The 16,681-nt window shown below is 37.4% G+C and carries 15 protein-coding genes and 1 other annotated feature; of the genes, 1 reads left to right on the plus strand and 14 read right to left on the minus strand.

Annotated features, from left to right (window positions below):
* Positions 1 to 96 precede the first annotated feature (96 nt).
* Positions 97 to 1,317 (minus strand): MFS transporter, encoded by a 1,221-nt coding sequence (locus ACW0TQ_RS12395; protein ID WP_368901017.1) that lies wholly within the window; start codon positions 1,315 to 1,317, stop codon positions 97 to 99.
* Positions 1,318 to 1,384: 67 nt separating this feature from the next.
* Positions 1,385 to 1,639 (minus strand) — a binding site (T-box leader).
* Between the two features lie 214 nt (positions 1,640 to 1,853).
* Here ACW0TQ_RS12395 and ACW0TQ_RS12400 point away from each other — a divergent pair.
* Positions 1,854 to 2,816 (plus strand): L-lactate dehydrogenase, encoded by a 963-nt coding sequence (locus ACW0TQ_RS12400; protein ID WP_332094059.1) that lies wholly within the window; start codon positions 1,854 to 1,856, stop codon positions 2,814 to 2,816.
* 55 nt (positions 2,817 to 2,871) lie between these two features.
* Here ACW0TQ_RS12400 and ACW0TQ_RS12405 read toward each other — a convergent pair whose 3' ends face one another.
* The 13 genes from ACW0TQ_RS12405 to thrC form a co-directional block, all read right to left on the minus strand.
* Positions 2,872 to 3,639 (minus strand): 2OG-Fe dioxygenase family protein, encoded by a 768-nt coding sequence (locus ACW0TQ_RS12405; protein ID WP_341173400.1) that lies wholly within the window; start codon positions 3,637 to 3,639, stop codon positions 2,872 to 2,874.
* A 242-nt stretch (positions 3,640 to 3,881) separates the two neighbouring features.
* Positions 3,882 to 4,859, minus strand: a complete 978-nt coding sequence (locus tag ACW0TQ_RS12410; protein WP_368901018.1) for a Gfo/Idh/MocA family protein — start codon at positions 4,857 to 4,859, stop codon at positions 3,882 to 3,884.
* Complete coding sequence (locus tag ACW0TQ_RS12415; RefSeq protein WP_193064452.1) at positions 4,856 to 5,869, minus strand: Gfo/Idh/MocA family protein; 1,014 nt, start codon at positions 5,867 to 5,869, stop codon at positions 4,856 to 4,858. Before ACW0TQ_RS12415 ends, ACW0TQ_RS12410 begins: the two co-directional genes overlap by 4 nt.
* Before the next feature lie 23 nt (positions 5,870 to 5,892).
* Entirely contained in the window at positions 5,893 to 6,705 is an 813-nt protein-coding gene (locus tag ACW0TQ_RS12420) for a carbohydrate ABC transporter permease (protein WP_455725721.1), read from the minus strand.
* A 14-nt stretch (positions 6,706 to 6,719) separates the two neighbouring features.
* On the minus strand, positions 6,720 to 7,640 hold the full coding sequence (locus tag ACW0TQ_RS12425) for a carbohydrate ABC transporter permease (protein WP_256705315.1): 921 nt from the start codon (positions 7,638 to 7,640) through the stop codon (positions 6,720 to 6,722).
* A gap of 32 nt (positions 7,641 to 7,672) precedes the next feature.
* A complete protein-coding gene (locus tag ACW0TQ_RS12430; protein WP_368901019.1) occupies positions 7,673 to 8,935 on the minus strand; it encodes an extracellular solute-binding protein in 1,263 nt (420 codons plus the stop codon).
* 247 nt (positions 8,936 to 9,182) lie between these two features.
* Positions 9,183 to 10,166, minus strand: coding sequence for a Gfo/Idh/MocA family oxidoreductase (locus tag ACW0TQ_RS12435; protein WP_368901020.1), 984 nt, complete (start codon positions 10,164 to 10,166; stop codon positions 9,183 to 9,185).
* Positions 10,167 to 10,175: 9 nt separating this feature from the next.
* On the minus strand, positions 10,176 to 11,000 hold the full coding sequence (locus ACW0TQ_RS12440) for a sugar phosphate isomerase/epimerase family protein (protein ID WP_256705318.1): 825 nt from the start codon (positions 10,998 to 11,000) through the stop codon (positions 10,176 to 10,178).
* Between the two features lie 10 nt (positions 11,001 to 11,010).
* On the minus strand, positions 11,011 to 12,246 hold the full coding sequence (locus ACW0TQ_RS12445) for an ROK family transcriptional regulator (RefSeq protein WP_455725722.1): 1,236 nt from the start codon (positions 12,244 to 12,246) through the stop codon (positions 11,011 to 11,013).
* Positions 12,247 to 12,824: 578 nt separating this feature from the next.
* Positions 12,825 to 13,718 (minus strand): dihydrodipicolinate synthase family protein, encoded by an 894-nt coding sequence (locus ACW0TQ_RS12450; RefSeq protein WP_042528991.1) that lies wholly within the window; start codon positions 13,716 to 13,718, stop codon positions 12,825 to 12,827.
* Positions 13,719 to 13,730: 12 nt separating this feature from the next.
* On the minus strand, positions 13,731 to 14,495 hold the full coding sequence (locus tag ACW0TQ_RS12455; RefSeq protein WP_341173402.1) for a creatininase family protein: 765 nt from the start codon (positions 14,493 to 14,495) through the stop codon (positions 13,731 to 13,733).
* Positions 14,496 to 14,507: 12 nt separating this feature from the next.
* A complete protein-coding gene (locus ACW0TQ_RS12460) occupies positions 14,508 to 15,479 on the minus strand; it encodes a threonine ammonia-lyase (RefSeq protein ID WP_212929205.1) in 972 nt (323 codons plus the stop codon).
* Between the two features lie 13 nt (positions 15,480 to 15,492).
* Positions 15,493 to 16,677 (minus strand): threonine synthase, encoded by a 1,185-nt coding sequence (gene thrC, locus ACW0TQ_RS12465; protein WP_042528986.1) that lies wholly within the window; start codon positions 16,675 to 16,677, stop codon positions 15,493 to 15,495.
* Positions 16,678 to 16,681: the final 4 nt, after the last annotated feature.

Here is a 16,681-nt window from a genome sequence, read left to right on the forward strand (position 1 = left end):
TGATATGTTTATACAGGTTTCCCCTCTTTGTACGAGGTAATTATAATGTTATTTTAATTACCTCGTACACCATTACTTGCAGAAAAAACAAATATATTACCCTTCATTTAATTGATAATATTTTCTTTTCTTCTTTCCTTGCACCAGCATATTGGAGAATAGACCCAGACCTAAAAACAAGAACGAGCCCACAATATAAACCAATCTAATGTCCATCATTTCAGCTGCTATTCCAATGATTAATGTCAACAAAATAATGCATACCGCTTCGATTAGTCCAAAAATCATTGAAAAACGCCCCATAATCTCTACAGGTATATTATTTTGATAAAAGGTCAGGAAGCCCGTGTTGGCGAAAGAAAGCGCACATGTCAGCAGGAAGAAACCGATTGCCGCTGCTGTAAAATCTGTTGAGAAAGCAAAAACCAAATAACCAGCAGGCGTACCTATTACCCCGAGCCCCATCAGCATATTAATTTTTAAGTACTTCGCAAACATCGCATTTATCAAAGAACCAGCTATAATCCCTGCTCCTGCAATACTAACTAAAAAGCCATAGGTGCTTTCATCCAACAATAGCACCTCTATTGCAAAAGCTGCCTCTAACGAGTCCAGCCCTGTCATAAAAACTGTTACACCCCCAAACAGAATATAAATCAAGGTAATATATTTATGATTGCCGCTATATGCAAGAATCTTCTTCCAATCATGAATGACAGAATGGATATCGATTCTATCACTTATTTTCCCCTGTTCATGCAAATTGGGAAGGAAAAGGATTATCATGGCAGAAATACATAATGCAGCAGCATTTATAAATATAGCAAAGGAAGGACTGCCGAACATAAACAATGCCCCTGCAATCGACGGTCCTAAAATAAACCCGCAGGAATTAATAAAGTTACGAAGGGCATTGAACCGCTGACGGTCTCCTTTTGGAACCAATTTGGTCATGTAGACAATAGAGGCCGGCTCAAACACCGCACTGGCTACATTAATTCCAAATACCAACACATAGATGAGCAATAAGGAATCTAAAAAAGGAAGTATACCTATAAGGCCTGCCCGAAATACATCTAATCCGATCATCATGTTCTTTTGATTCCAACGGTCAATCATGGTACCGGCCCAAAAATTGGTGAACATTGCTGCCAACGGTATCAAAATATATAACACAGAAACCGCAAGCGGAGAGCCCGTCATTTCCAAAACAATTAAATTTAATGCAATCAGGTATATCCATGCTCCCAGATTAGATACACCAATTCCCGTTAACAATAATGAGGTGTTTTTCCACCTTTCCCAAGTCCCTTCCATTCCATCTCTCCTTTTTTAAGCTTTTTTATAAAATAAAAAAAGCCCGCGCCCTCAAAGTTATCTCAACTTTGAGGACGGGACTTCTTATATCACAGAAGATCGTGGTGCCACCTCATTCTGTTTCTGCATCGCTGCAGAAACCTCCATAAGCAACAGCAAATCATTGCTTTTCTCGATAACGGGAGCACCGGCACATCATCATATAACAATCCAATGTGCAGCTACGAGGCTTGCTTCAATATAGTTCCGCATCCTCCTTTTCAGCTTCCGGAGTTCTCTGTTATGCTTCCCTTATATTTACTCTTCTCTTCAACGCTTTTGATAGGATGTATCTCGAGTTTAGAAATATTATACATGGTTCCATAAAAATGACAAGTGTTATTTTATCACAGAGAAGAACAAAAACTCCGACTGAACGAAGTTTCGTTTCAAACTTCTATTTCCGAAATATTATAAAACTATTGACTTAAATTGTGTAATGGCTCACTGTTTAAGTATAGAATGATTCGTATACTACTTTAAAGGATGTGTTAAAAATGACAGCAAATCATGGAAAAGTAAATCGCGTTGTATTGATTGGAGCCGGGTCTGTCGGTGTCAGTTATGCATTTTCACTTATAAACCAGGGTATTACAGAGGAATTAGCTATTATTGATTTATTCGCAGATAAAGCGCTTGGAGATGTGTGGGATCTCAACCACGGGAAAGCGTTCGCCCCATCTCCAACCAATGTTTGGCTGGGAGAATATCAAGACTGTAAAGATGCAGATATTGTTTGTATTTGTGCAGGAGCAAACCAAAAACCGGGTGAAACACGCTTAGACCTCGTTGAAAAAAACATGAAGATATTTAAAGGGATTGTGGATGATGTGATGGAGAGCGGCTTCGACGGTATTTTCCTCATTGCAACCAATCCTGTAGATGTCTTAACGCAAGCAGTTATTGAATTCAGCGGTTTCCCTGCTCACCGTGTTGTCGGAAGCGGAACAACCTTAGACTCTTCCCGTCTTCGTTATAAGCTTGGAGAGTATTTCGATATTTCTCCGAAAGCAGTTCATGCCTATATTGTCGGTGAACACGGGGATACAGAGCTCCCGCTTTGGAGCAGAGTAACCATTGGTCCTGTTCCCCTGCAAACGTATTTAGATAATCATGACGATTATAACGCAGAAGACCTTGACCAGATTTTTGTAGAGGTTCGGGATGCAGCTTATCACATTATTGAGAAAAAAGGCGCTACCTTCTATGGTATTGCCATGAGCTTAGCACGAATTACCGAAGCCATTCTAAGAAACGAAAATATCGTGTTGACAACAAGCAGTTATTTACAAGGTCAATATGGTGCAGAAGACGTATGCATCGGTGTTCCATCTATCATTAACCGTTCTGGCATCCGTGAAATTATTGAAGTGCCAATGAATGAAGAAGAACAGGAAAAATTTGCTCATAGTGTTCAAACGTTGAAATCTATTTATGAGCCTGCGATTAAGCGCATATAAAGTTTAAAAAACGTAATGTGAGAAAGGTTTTCCCGCCTCACATTACGTTTTTTATTTACTCATCATCTACATCAGCAACAACAGTTTGCTGATAATCAATTAAAATAACAGAACGTACTCCAGCTTCTTCCGCGTCCCCTTTTTCAATCGGGCTGACATAATGCGAAACTGCCGAATCCTCCACACCATAAGATTCCAAAGGCTTGGTAATCTCAAAAATCTCTATCACATCATCCTGATTGACTGTATCAAACGTTTCTCCTGCCGCTTTAGGAATACCAATAGCGTTCGTACCGCCTTTGACATTTTCTCTTTTAATTAAATGGGCAAAGGTAAATGGTTCTCCGTCCTGATGAAAGCAGTTCGGGGAAGAAACAGCCTTATCCGTATCATTTTGTACGTACAGCTTTACAAAATGTACGCCGGCATGAATCGGCATAATCCGGTCTTCTTCCTTCCAAAACGTTTCATGATAATCAAACAGAATAATTTTTTCCAATAGCTTATTATTCTGTATTTCCTTATCTATACAAGGGAATTCCCGATAGGAACCCGGATATTCCGGATTAAATTTCCCTTGGAAGTACGCAGAGTATTCCTCCCCATCCTTCGTCAGCGTTGGCAGCCATTCAATCTGACCAGAAGTTGGCAATACCAAAGCGCGTGAATATCTTCTATAACGATTTAAGTCTTTTGCATATTCATCGATAGGCAGATCCTCGAAATAATCCAATAAAGCTTGGTAATCTGCTTCTATTCCTTCATAGTCTAATTGCTGCATTAAATCATACCGCGCATAGCCATTCTTTTTTAAATTGCTCATCTATATTACTCCTTTTATCTTCATCGGTTTGCTTAAAAAATGGAATCCAAGTTATTATTTTAGATGATTTGAGTTGAAAAGACAAATGGAGCAAGGGGTATGTAGATGATGTAACCATATTAGCAATTACCGAATCGGTACTGCAGAAATCTCTTTTCAAACTTAGCGTTTGTTAAATGAAACCAAAAAGCGAAAAACCCCACAGATTGAAACTAGTTTGTGAGGTCTTGTCAGCATTAAAATCATAATTCACTTAGCATTACTGCGGTTTTTCTAGCGGATGAGTGGTAGGCAGCCATAGCTACTTCCAAAGCTCTTAATCCATCTTCTCCTGTAATAAATGGATCTTTGTTTTCTTTGACAGCCTGGATAAAATTCTCTATCAATCCCTCATCCATATCATCTCCCCAGAAATTCCATTTAACGCCCTCTGAACTATATACATCCAGCTTCTGGGCAAAAGCATCCACAGAGAGCGTTCCTTTCGTTCCTATTATTTCTAAGGTAACGTCTCCCCAAGTTGGATAATCCTTATTACGAGACCAGCTGCAATCCAATGTCGCAAACATACCGTTATCAAATTCCATGGTTAACAGCCCAGTATCATCTATCTCCCCCTCGGATAGTTTATCATCTATTTCAGCGTATACCTCTGTTACTTCTGCGTTAGTAAACCAACGAATAAGGTCGACTACATGAACAGTATGATCGATAACTGCCCCTCCGCCAGATTTCTCTTTCTGCACAAACCATCCTCCAGGATTAGTCCCTCTATTTGTACCTTTAACAGCAATAATATTCCCTAAATCCCCCGTGTCTATCGTTTGTTTCGCATTTTGCACAGGTTTATTAAACCTTACCGGAAATGCAGTTTGTAAAATCACGCCTTTTTCCCGGCAAATCTTAATCATTTCTTCCGCATCCTTCACATTAGAAGACAAAGGTTTTTCGCATAGTACATGCTTATCATGATTCGCTGCAGCTTTGACGTGTTCAAAATGCTTTTGATTCTCTGATGTAATAATCACAGCATCAATCGGTTCCTTTAATAAGTCATGATAATCCGAAAAGTATTTGGTATTAAACTGTTCCGCTGCGTCTTTCCCTCTCACTTCCTCTTCATCAGCAATACCATGTAACTCTATCTCCGGCAAATTGTTTAAAGCATTTGCATAGTTATACGCATGTCCATGAGCAAAACTAATAATACCTACCTTCATTTTACCCCCTCCAAACTGGAAAATTGTTTAAGATAAACCGGCTCTCCCGACTCAATCGATTGTAAAGCAGCTAATGAAATCTCTAGCGCTTTATAGGCGTCTTCTGCGGTCACTCTCGCTTCCTTTCCTTCTTTAATACAAGAAATAAAATGCTCTATTTCAAGATAATATGGACTATACTGCGTTGGACTGGACGGAACCGCTACCCCTACAACCTCATCAACTGATGCGCTTTTTTCTACTACGACAGGGCTCACCGAAGTACTATCATGTTGAATTATCCCTTCCTTCCCTGCAATTTCTAACTTCGTATGGAAGTTCTGATGTGCCCAGGTACCTTCTACATGAGCAATTACTCCGTTTTCAAATCGAAGTGTGACTAAGGAATATTCTAATTTCCCAGCCGCTCTTCCTCTGCTTGTTTTTGCATATACACGCTCTACTTCTCCAAAGCACCATCTTAAAAAATCAAAATCATGAATAACTGTGTCTAAAATCAAACCTCCGCTTTTAATAAAGTTTGCATACCAGTCATTAGAGGCATTTGGAAATGCTCCTCCTCTCGTTGTTCTTGCAATTACCGGCTGGCCTATTTTTTGTGAATCTACTACTTCTTTCGCCTGTACATATTCTGGAAAAAAGCGTACCACATGGCCTACGAATAAGCGAACTCCCTGCTGTTCACAGAAATCGATCATCTCTCTGGCATCAGCCAGATGGCGGGCCAAAGGCTTCTCGCAAATAACGTGAAATTTATCTCTCGCCGCTTGCAAGACTGTCTCTTTGTGTAAAGGAGTAGGCAAACAAACAGATACGACATCAATATCCACAATCTGCTGCTTCGCTTCTTCATAAGAAGAAAATGCTTTAGTCCCACACTTGTCAGCCAATTGAGCAGCCTTTTCAAAATTCACATCAACAATTCCACATAATGTTACATCTTTCATTTCTGTATAAGCAGCAGCGTGGGCATTTCCCATTGTCCCTGCACCTAAAACTAAAATATTCATTTTTGTGCACCTCTTTCTATTAATTATCTTCTAACGCCTTGTAAAGCAATTCCTGAAACTAGATGTTTCTGTAAAAGAACAAACATAATCAGCATCGGAATAGTAGATAGTACAGCACTCGCCATCAGCAATGGATAATCCGTCGAATATTGCCCCTGAAATGCTGCAATACCTACTGACAGCATTCTCGTTTCTTCTGAATTCGTCATAACTAAAGGCCAAAGAAAATCATTCCAAGAAGCGAGGACCGTAAATATACCTAATGCAATTAATCCTGGTGTCGCGTTCGGCAAAATAATGCGCCAATAGATTCCAAAAAAGGAACACCCATCAATCGTTGCCGCCTCATCCAGCTCTTTCGGTATTCCTAAGAAAAATTGTCTTAACAGGAAGACGCCGAATGCGCTGAACATACCAGGAACAATCAAAGCATAAAAGGTGTCAATCCAGTCCAGAGACGTTAAAATTCCGTAGTTTGGAATTAGAATAATTTGCATTGGCACCATCAAAACAGATAGGACTACAATAAATATGACATTTTTTCCCGGAAAATCCATTCTTGCAAAGGCAAATGCAGCCAATGAGCACAAAATTAACTGTCCCAATGTTCTTCCTAAGGTGACCATCAGCGTATTAAAGTAATATCTCATCATATCGATACTTGCAAAAACTTCAAGGTAATTCTCTACTAGCCACTCTTCAGGAAAAATGGTAATCGGCACTTGCATTGCTTCTCCAAATGATTTTAGAGAAGTTAACACCATCCAAAGAAATGGTGTTACCATAATCACTGCACCAATAATCAGCACCAAATGAATCAACCACTTCTTATTCATACGCTTCCTCCTTATTATCCGTCATAATGCACCCATTTCTTTTGGAACGCGAACTGGAAAATAGTAATGAGTAGTATCATTAAAAACAGCAAAAATGCTTGTGCAGAAGCATAGCCCATTTGCGAATACTCAAACCCTGACTCATAAACTCCATATACAAGTGTACGCAATGGTTCTAATAAGACATGGCTGTCGCCGATCATGATGAATATCAGATCAAACACTTGTAAAGAGCTGATTATTCCAGTGATAAACACGAAGAACAATGTCGGTGTTAACAGAGGAATGGTGATCGTAAATAATTGTTTTAATTTTGAAGCGCCATCCATTTCGGCAGCTTCATAATAGGTTTCTGAAATCCCCTGCAAACCTGCCAGGATTAAAATAATGTTGTTTCCTACTGTCATCCAAACATACACAACAATAACCGATATTAACGCAATATTAGGATTGAACAGCCATGCAGGCTGCGGTAAATGGAGTAAGCCTAGTATATAATTAAGCAATCCATAATCTGTGTTGTATAACCACTTCCAGACCATCCCAACAGCAACCGGCATCGTTACCACCGGCAGAAAATAAAGGGTTCTATAGACGATCATTCCTTTAATTTTTTGATTCAGCAATATGGCAATCCCCGTGGCCAGCATCACCGCTAACGGCACGGAAACCAGCGTAAATACGAGTGTGTTAACCATGCTTCTGATAAAAGAATCTGTTTGAACCAGCCTTATCAGGTTGTCCAAACCAATAAACTCGGGAGGGTTAATCCCATTCCAGCTAGTGAAAGACAAGCCAAAAGAAGCAAGAGCCGGCATCAAATAAAATAGGAAGAGCCCTAGTACAACAGGAGCGATAAATAGATAAGCCCACATCGCTTCCTTACGCTTACGCCTGCTTCTTTTCGGTTTCATAAGCACGTTTGAATCACTCATTCATTAGAAACTCCCTTCTTACAGAAAGATTTTTATTCATTTATCTGTTCTGATTCCAAGATGATATCCATCTCTCTGGCAACATTGTCCAAAGCTTCCTTCATTGATTTATAGCCCAAAAATGCTCCTTGAACTTCTGCCTGCTCAATATCCTGCCACTGTATTGTGTTTTGGGAGACAGGGTAGGGAAATGAAACTTCCTGTGCGTCGATAAATACCTGTAAATCCAATTCAGGCATGGAATCTACCCATAAATCACTCATGGATTCCTGAGCTGGGATACTAAAGCCTGATTCAGCAATAAACTGATTCCCTTTTTCGCCAGTCAAATGCTTGATTAAATCCCAAGCCAATTCTTCTTCCTCGGTGTCCCCATTCATAGCCCAGCCAATCCCATGTGCAATAGAGCCCTCTTCCTTTCCTGCCGGTAATGGAGCTACTCCTAAATCATCCCCAAGCTCACTGTAAAACATCTCCGCGTTCACAGAGATTTCAGGATGCATTGCTATCATTCCTGACATAAACATATCGCGGGGATGGTTTTCAATTTGTGTCTGTACAGATGGTGAAATCCCCTTATCTATCAAATCCTGTGTAAAAGTAAGCGCTTCTTGCGCTTCTGGTGAATTAAAACCTGAATGGGTCTTGTCTTCATCAATCATGTAGCCGCCAGCCTGTGGAATTAAGTTATAATAGCCAGCCTGGTTACTTACAACATAGGCTGTATATCCATAAACTCCCTCCTCCCGATCAGCCAAGATATCTCCCTTTTCTTCAATATCCTCCCATGTCCAGGTTTCATCCGGATATTCCAAACCAGCCTCATCAAATAGTCTTTTATTATAAAACAAACCTACAATATCCGAGAAATATGGTGCAGCGTATAAGTGATCTTCATGAGAATATAAATCTATCATAGAATCGAAATAGGCATCCTTGGAAAAATCACTATCTTCTTCAATAAATGGCTCCAAATCTTTGATTAGCCCATAAGAGGCATATTCAGAAAAATTAGGTCCATTCATCCAAAAGACATCTGGTCCGCTCCCTCCCCCTATACTGGTTCGTAATTTCGTGAAATAGTTGGCATAAGGTGTATAGGTTACGTTCACCTCAACATCTGGATGCTCCTTATTAAATTCTTCAATAGAGGCATCCACTGCACCGCTTATGTTTTCATCCCACAAGGCTACTTCCAGCGTTTTTTTACTGCCGCCTTCTGTATCATTTCCACAACCTGTTAAGATACCGACTAATGTAATCATTAGAAATATGGTGCATACTCTTTTCCCCATTCTATCTCCTCCAAAAGGGTTTAATAATGTTTTGCCAGGAATATAATGAGCCACAACTTGTTTGACAGCATTTTCAAATCACAGCCTTCGACAGAAAAAAATGAATGTCCTCCTTCATAGCAAATTCACACGCTTTCGTGAAGCGCTTTCAAAATACGTTTATAACCTTTTAAATCACTCTTTCAAAATCTTTTAACATGGTGACAGCCTCTATTGATTATCACTTCGATAAAACAGAATTACTTATTCAGCTTCCTGTTTTAGTGATTAGAATTACATTGTCTGTTTTTTGAGATTCATTAGCCGCCAGAGTTGCCTCTAAAGTTTTCAAGCCATTCGTATAATCTGATAGAATGTTTTCTGTCCTTCCAGTCAAAATCGCTTCAATAAACGCATTATCTTGTTCTTCATAGAAATCAACTTCTGAACTATAGGTGATTACATTCTCCTCTTCAAAGATAGTAAGCTTTGTTCCATCAATCATTACGCGAAAATTCTTCCCTAATAATTCTACGCCCATACGATGATCCTTTTGAGTGAAGGAACAGTCTAAATGTCCAATAGCACCATTTTCGAATGTAAAGTTGACGGAACTCACATCTGGAATATCAATATCCTCAATATCCTCTGATACTCTTAATGCCATATTGGCATAAACCTTCTTAAAATCTCCGTTTAAGTAACGAATAAGGTCCACGATATGCGTAGCCTGCTCTACCAATTGTCCTCCTGACTTTGACATCGTACGGTACCAGGGAGTTTCCACAAAAGAAGATAGGTAATACCCGCGTACCATAGCTATTTCTTTACCTGCTAAATATTCTTTGGCCTTCTGCACAGTATCCAAGTATCGTAAGCAATAACCAGTAGCGCAAATAACACCTGATTTCCGAATAACCTCCTGTTTCGCGTACACCTCTTTCATATTTAGCCCGACAGGTTTCTCAACCATTAAATGAATTCCTTTTCTCACTATTTTTTGCTCCAAGTCTTTGTGGGCAAATGGTGGAACACAAAGGAAAACAACATCCAGCGTTTCTTTTTCTAACATATCATCCGCATCCGTATAAGCTCTTGCTCCTATTTCTTCAGCTGCCCTAACTGCATTTACTTCGGCAATATCACAGACTGAAATAACATCTACACTTTTGTGCTTTTTCAAAATATTTAAATGAGTAGCTGCAACTCCTCCTATTCCAATAAACCCTGCTTTTAATTTCTTTATTTTCATCTCCTCCTATCAACCTGCGTCAATAATTAATTCAATATGTTTGGCAGTATCGGCTGCTAATGCTTTCGTATCCAGCTTATATGGAGATAATTCTGCGGTAAGCGGACCCTTATAACCTAAATCTTTTAATGCTTTGCTAACTGCCTGCCAGTTAACATCTCCAGCTAATAACGGAACAAATCCTGTAATATTTCCCACGCTTGTATTGAAATCTTTGACATGAACTTTACAGATGCGGCTGCCTAAAATTCGTATCCACTGCTCTGGATAACCAAACTGAAGAACATTTCCTATATCAAAATATACGCCAGCATATTCAGAATCTAATTCATCCACATAACGGGACATCTCTAGCGGAGAAAGTAAAAATTTATTCCACACATTTTCAATCCCTATATGTACCTGGTGCTTTTCTGCCAGCGGCAACACTTTCCGCAGCTCCTTTTGACTGCGTTGATAGCATTGATCATAAGTAACTTCCTCAGATACAATGCCTGGTACAACAAGTACTGTATCCACATCCATTGCAGCTGCTAATTCAATTTGCTTTTCAACGATGGCTCTACCCTGTGCTCTGACAGCCTCATCTGGTGAAGATAACGGAAACTGCCATAATAATGCTGTAGATATACTTTTAATTTCCAAATCATATGTTTCTATGAGACTTTTAATTTTTTTGGCATCATCTGACCTTGAGTCCACCGTTAAACCAATTCCGCCTGAGGGATTCACATTTAATTCAACTGTTTCAAAACCAGCTTCTTTGCTATATTCCAGTACTTTCTCCAAACTAGTCTCTTCCGGATAACACCATTGATTAATACCCTTTAACATACGATTCCTCCTACAAATTTGTTTTTAATCCACGATTGTCATGTGTAAGCTTAAATTGAAATTTATCTTGAAGTAAAACAGAAGCAGCACCAACCATTTCAAATTCTTTTCCTAATGATGATGTGGTAATATCCACATCTTGATAAAGCGTTTTTAACGTTTTGTCTTTGATTTTTTGCTGTACAGCGTCTATCAATATTTGATTTTGGTTGGTAACATCTCCACCTAATATAATTACTTCCGGATTAAAGAGGTGAACTAAATTAACTACTCCCGCTGATAAGTATTCAGCAATTTCATCATTAATTGCAACAGCCAAGTTATCCCCAGTATTCACTGCTTCAACAAATTCAGACGGGGTAATAAACAGCTTGTCACTTGTTAAATAAGTTGTTAAAATAGTTTCTTTTCCTGCCTCAATCTCTTTCATTATTTTCTTCGATGTAGCTGGCCAGCTTATATAATTTTCGATGCATCCTTTATTTCCACAACTGCAAAGCTCACCATGATAATCAATACTGGTATGGCCAAATTCACCAGCTCCTCCACTTTCACCGCGGGACAGCATGTTGTTTACAATAACGCCGGAACCAACACCTTCGCCAATCGTTATATAAATGAGATTCTCCACCTCTTGAAAATGACCAAAATTCTTCTCAGCTAAAACGTATGCATTTGTATCATTATCAAGCCAAGTTGGCAGATTAAAATGCGCTTCAACCGAATCCCGCAGGTAAACATCCTCTAATAACAAAACTGGATTATAATGGACTACACCTTTTTTAGAATCAACAATTCCTTGAATAATCAGCGAAATACCAATACATTGTCTATCGTCCTGCTGTGCAGCGTAGAAATCCTCCAATAATTGAAGCAGATAATTTATTAAATCTGCACCTGTATAACCGTTAGTAGGATATACCTTTTTCATATTTCTCTTTGCTTCCAAATTCATATCCGCAATTGTTATTTTAGAATAAGAAATAGATACACCGATTAAATAGTGGTTATCTGGTGAAAAGTTCAAAAGAATCGGCTTTCTCCCACCACTGGACGTTCCTGTGCCACCTTCTACTACATAGCCTTCATTGATGAGCTCAGCTACAGCAGATGTGACAGTGGTAGGGCTGAGCTCATTCTTTTTAGCAATTTCACTTCTCGATATAGAGCCATATTTTCGAATTGTTTCTAAGATGATAGAACGATTTAATTCTTGTATCAGCTTCAGATCTCCAGTCCTCTTCATAGTTATTCACATTCCTATCTATATTGAAATAATCACTTTTATAAATTTGAATTCCCCCAAGATTCATCTAAGCTAAATGCTATTGTTTTATAAACCCTTAAGAATAAATTCACTTTAAATATATGAACAAACATTACTTTTTCCAATGGAATTATTAAGTATAGAAACTATAGCATTTAATTGTAAGCGTTGTCAATTAATTTTTAGAATTTTTTAATCAGTCAATTATTTGAGTTAATTAATGCCTGCTATAGTAGCAGATCAGAGAAGGATATAGCAGCATCATAATGAGGTTGAGATTCTGAGCAATAAAATACTAAAACAACTCCATCTGTTCCGAATCATTTTCCCCATCTTTTTTTACTCAATCTTTTTTAAAACGATAGGTGTAGACAAAAATGATATAAAATCATTAAAAACTACCTCTATACTTGGTAAATCCAAGTATAGAGGTAGTTCAGGAAAAATACTGTATATTCTATTTTTCTTAGCTCGTCATTCAACACTTTGATAAAACTTAAATCTATTACTTATCTTTTAAAGTGATACAATAATCACCATTTCACAATTTTTGAATACTAGGATATATTTTTTAATGCTCTTTCTATAAAATTTTTACTTTCTTGATTCAGACTTTCATACGGTCCGAGAGAATCACTCTGTATATCAAAACCTTTGAGTTTAAGGCCTTCTTTTATCACAGATAGTATTTGATAATCCTGATTGTATATCTTAGTCAGTTGAATAATCTGCTGACTATAAATCTTTATTTTTTCTAAATCATTAGATTTAAAAGCCTCGTATAATCCAACAAATAATTCTGGGGCTATATTTCCGGTACCAATAATTCCACCATCTCCTCCAAAAAATAACGTACTAGTTAAATGCTCATCATACCCGCATAGAACAGAGAAATATGGGAACTCATTCTTAACTTGAGTGATAACATCTTTTATATGTGTTATCGAGTTAACAGTTTCTTTTATTCCAACGATATTAGAATTCCTCTTTACTAACGTCTTTATTAAAGAAGGGGAAAGATCCTGACCAGTTCTATCAGGGAAATTATATAATATCATAGGAATAGAAATACTATCAGCTATAGATTCAAAATAATTTAAGAGCTCTACATTATTCAATTTAAAATAGTATGGATTAATAGATACAACACCATCTCCTCCAACTTTTTCCACAAACTTGCTTAAGTGAATTGATTCAGTAATTGTATTGCTTCCTGTACCAATTAATACAGGCACTCTTTTATTTACGTAATTCACAACAAAATCTGTAATTTCTTCTTTCATTTTTAAACTCATTTGGCTAAACTCGCCAATACTTCCCAGAAAGAACAGACTATCTACATTAGAATCAATTAAATAGTCAATTATTAGCTTGGCTACATCTTGGTCAAAGTTTCCTTCCTTACTAATTGGCGTTACTACTGGAGGAATAATCCCGGAGAACTTATCCATTTTCTCAACTCCTCAAACAAAATAGAAGTTTATTAAATCGCTAAATTCTTTACATAGGTTTTCTACAATCTTTTTACCAGTTTCTTTATTTGCTACAGAAGGTTTTCCAATTTGTCCGCCTTTACTATAACTTTCAAAGGGCTTGTATATACTAATTTTATTTGGAGCAAACATATCTACATTATGAAACGGCTGAACAGGCAACATCACATCTTGAATAGAATCCCTTCTCACATCATCTTCATTAAAGTAATACTTTAATGAAGTTTCCAGTTCTCCTGCATGCGCCATTCCATTTACTGGCGACTGTCTTATTTCATCTATCTTATCACTAAGCAAATCCCAATAAGTAAAATACACCATCTGAAGATTTTTATACTTTAATTGGATTTCATCTAGAATAGTTTTCAAAATTGAAATATTTCCACCATGACCATTGAGTAATATAATCTTATTTATTTTATGTTTCAATAAACTTTCAACAATATCAGTAATAACGTATACCATTGTTTTTTGTCTAATACTTATGGTACCGCAAAAATCCAAATGATGGTGAGAAAACCCGGTCCATACAGTTGGCGTAACTATTATATCTTGTATACAATTTTCCGCTAAAGATTTTGCAACTTTTTCTACCAAGTCCATATCTGTGTCCAAAGGTAAATGGGCGCCATGCTGTTCCAGTGCACCAACTGGAATAATTATTATGGGGTCTTTTTTATTAATAACATTCTGTAGCTCATATGTGGTATAGTCACTTAATAAGTACTTATCCAAGATTATCACCCCCTAATTTAGTAAAGCTTTAAAACGCTGCTCATCAATATTGGAGCCACTTCCTATCAAAACGGTTTTTTTCTCTATATTGATTTTACTTTCTATTATGCTAGCTAAAGTAACTGCTCCCGCTCCTTCAACTAATAGTTTTCCTAAAAATAAAAATTCCTTTATTGCCTTCTCAATTGTATCTTCTTTCACAGTTACAATATCATCTACCCAATGTTTCATCATATTGAATAGATATTTTTCAGGTTGTTTTAATGAAAGCCCATCTGCAATCGTATTGGGCTTCTCTATGTTAACAAGATAGCTTCTTTTCCAACTTTTGTAATAAGCGTTCGATTTTTCGGGCTGTACACCTATAACTTTCATTTCTGGTTTTAATGATTTAAGAGCAATAGCTATTCCAGATATAAGGCCTCCACCGCCAATTGGTACAATCACTTGATCTATATCTGGCATCTCTTCCAATATCTCCAAGCCAATTGTACCTTGACCTGCAACAATTTCACAATCTGCGACGGGGTGTATATAATAATAGTTTTTTTCACTAGATATTTTCTGAGCCTCTTTGTAAGCTTCATCATAATTTTCCCCATGAATAATAACCTCTGCGCCTAGTCTTTCACAAGTCAAAATTTTAATTTGTGGCGTTTGTTCTGACATTACTACCGTGGATTTTAAGCCTAACAGCAAGCTGGAAGATGCCAGACTAATGGCATGGTTCCCAGCTGAAGCGGTAATACAATGGCTAACCTGTCCATCTTCTTTTGCCTTTAAAATCTTGTTTAATGCCCCTCTTATTTTAAAAGAACCAGTAGGCTGTAATCCTTCTGGTTTTATATAAATAGGAAAGCCATACTTCATATTTAATATTTCTGAAGTTATCACTTTTGTAGACACATCCACATATTTTTTTATCCTTGTTTCTGCTTTCTTAATATCATTAATTGTAGGATTTTCTAAGCTCTGACCTAGCACGTTAAGCATCCTCCTAAATCAATCGGTTAAGTTCTTCCATAACTGGTTCAATAATCGGAATGGTATAACTTTCATTAATAGTATTCATATCCTTTAGCCCATTTCCAGTTAACAGCAATGTTACTGAAGCATTTTTTATATTTTCCAATTTTGAAAATTTTTCAAACCCAGCAAGTGCAGCTGCTCCAGATGGTTCAACAAATATCCCTTCATCCTTAGCAAGATTTTCTTGTGCCCTTATGATTTCTTCATCCGTAATACTTAAACATGCCCCATTGGATTTACGAATCGTATTCAACGTATAAGTCCCATCCTTCGCATATCCTCTTAAACCGTCTCCAATCCCGCCAGCAATAGTTTTAGGATCTGGTTCAGAAATTACATATACTTCATTATTTTCAAAAGCTCTTGAAATTGGTGAACATCCTTCTGCTTGGATACCAACCATTTTGGGGATGGGGTCATTTTTTCCATATATCTCTTTTAACTCCTTAAAACCTTTATAAATACCGACTAACAGTGGTCCGGCACCGATAGGAACAATAACATAATCAGGCCAATTATCTGATTGTTGATTAATTTCATAAGCTACACCTTTATCTCCCTCCCACGTATAAGGATTGATAAAAGTTGTTGTTAAATTATATACTTTTTCTTCCTCACTGTATTTCAGAGCCAATTCAAAACTATTACTATATGGTCCTTTAACTTTAATAATATTAGCTCCGTAAAACTGAGATTGTTTTACTTTCTCATCAGGTGTACCCTCCGGGACTAAAATAGTGGAGCTCAAACCGAATTTAGCAGAATAGGCAGCAACAGATGCTGCACCGTTTCCACTTGATGCAACAATTACTTTTTTATAACCAAAATCTAAAGCTTTCTGTATGCCTGCCGCAACAGGCCTGTCTTTAAAAGACCCTGTCGGGTTCATAAATTCACACTTGCCAAAAATCTTATTTTCTCTTAATCGATTAGAAGTCTTACTAAGCTCTAACAGGGGAGTATTTCCTTCTCCAAGAAGACTTTCAATTTTTTCATCGTGAAAAATATATTCTTGTTTCATTCCAGCTATAGACTTTGTCAGGTTTTTGTATTGAACTTCCAGAATTCCATTGCATGACAGACAATTATAAATAGGTCTTGGATTAAATTCTCTTTTACATTCAGTACAGCTTAAAAAGTAATTCAAAGACATATAA

Source organism: Oceanobacillus sp. M60, assembly GCF_053839645.1.

Coding starts and splice junctions, on each gene's coding strand:
- ACW0TQ_RS12395 (WP_368901017.1), bottom strand. CDS start 1,317: ATGGAAGGGACTTGGGAAAGGTGGAAAAACACCTCATTATTGTTAACG.
- ACW0TQ_RS12400 (WP_332094059.1), top strand. CDS start 1,854: ATGACAGCAAATCATGGAAAAGTAAATCGCGTTGTATTGATTGGAGCC.
- ACW0TQ_RS12405 (WP_341173400.1), bottom strand. CDS start 3,639: ATGAGCAATTTAAAAAAGAATGGCTATGCGCGGTATGATTTAATGCAG.
- ACW0TQ_RS12410 (WP_368901018.1), bottom strand. CDS start 4,859: ATGAAGGTAGGTATTATTAGTTTTGCTCATGGACATGCGTATAACTAT.
- ACW0TQ_RS12415 (WP_193064452.1), bottom strand. CDS start 5,869: ATGAATATTTTAGTTTTAGGTGCAGGGACAATGGGAAATGCCCACGCT.
- ACW0TQ_RS12420 (WP_455725721.1), bottom strand. CDS start 6,705: ATGAATAAGAAGTGGTTGATTCATTTGGTGCTGATTATTGGTGCAGTG.
- ACW0TQ_RS12425 (WP_256705315.1), bottom strand. CDS start 7,640: ATGAGTGATTCAAACGTGCTTATGAAACCGAAAAGAAGCAGGCGTAAG.
- ACW0TQ_RS12430 (WP_368901019.1), bottom strand. CDS start 8,935: ATGGGGAAAAGAGTATGCACCATATTTCTAATGATTACATTAGTCGGT.
- ACW0TQ_RS12435 (WP_368901020.1), bottom strand. CDS start 10,166: ATGAAAATAAAGAAATTAAAAGCAGGGTTTATTGGAATAGGAGGAGTT.
- ACW0TQ_RS12440 (WP_256705318.1), bottom strand. CDS start 11,000: ATGTTAAAGGGTATTAATCAATGGTGTTATCCGGAAGAGACTAGTTTG.
- ACW0TQ_RS12445 (WP_455725722.1), bottom strand. CDS start 12,246: ATGAAGAGGACTGGAGATCTGAAGCTGATACAAGAATTAAATCGTTCT.
- ACW0TQ_RS12450 (WP_042528991.1), bottom strand. CDS start 13,718: ATGGATAAGTTCTCCGGGATTATTCCTCCAGTAGTAACGCCAATTAGT.
- thrC (WP_042528986.1), bottom strand. CDS start 16,677: ATGTCTTTGAATTACTTTTTAAGCTGTACTGAATGTAAAAGAGAATTT.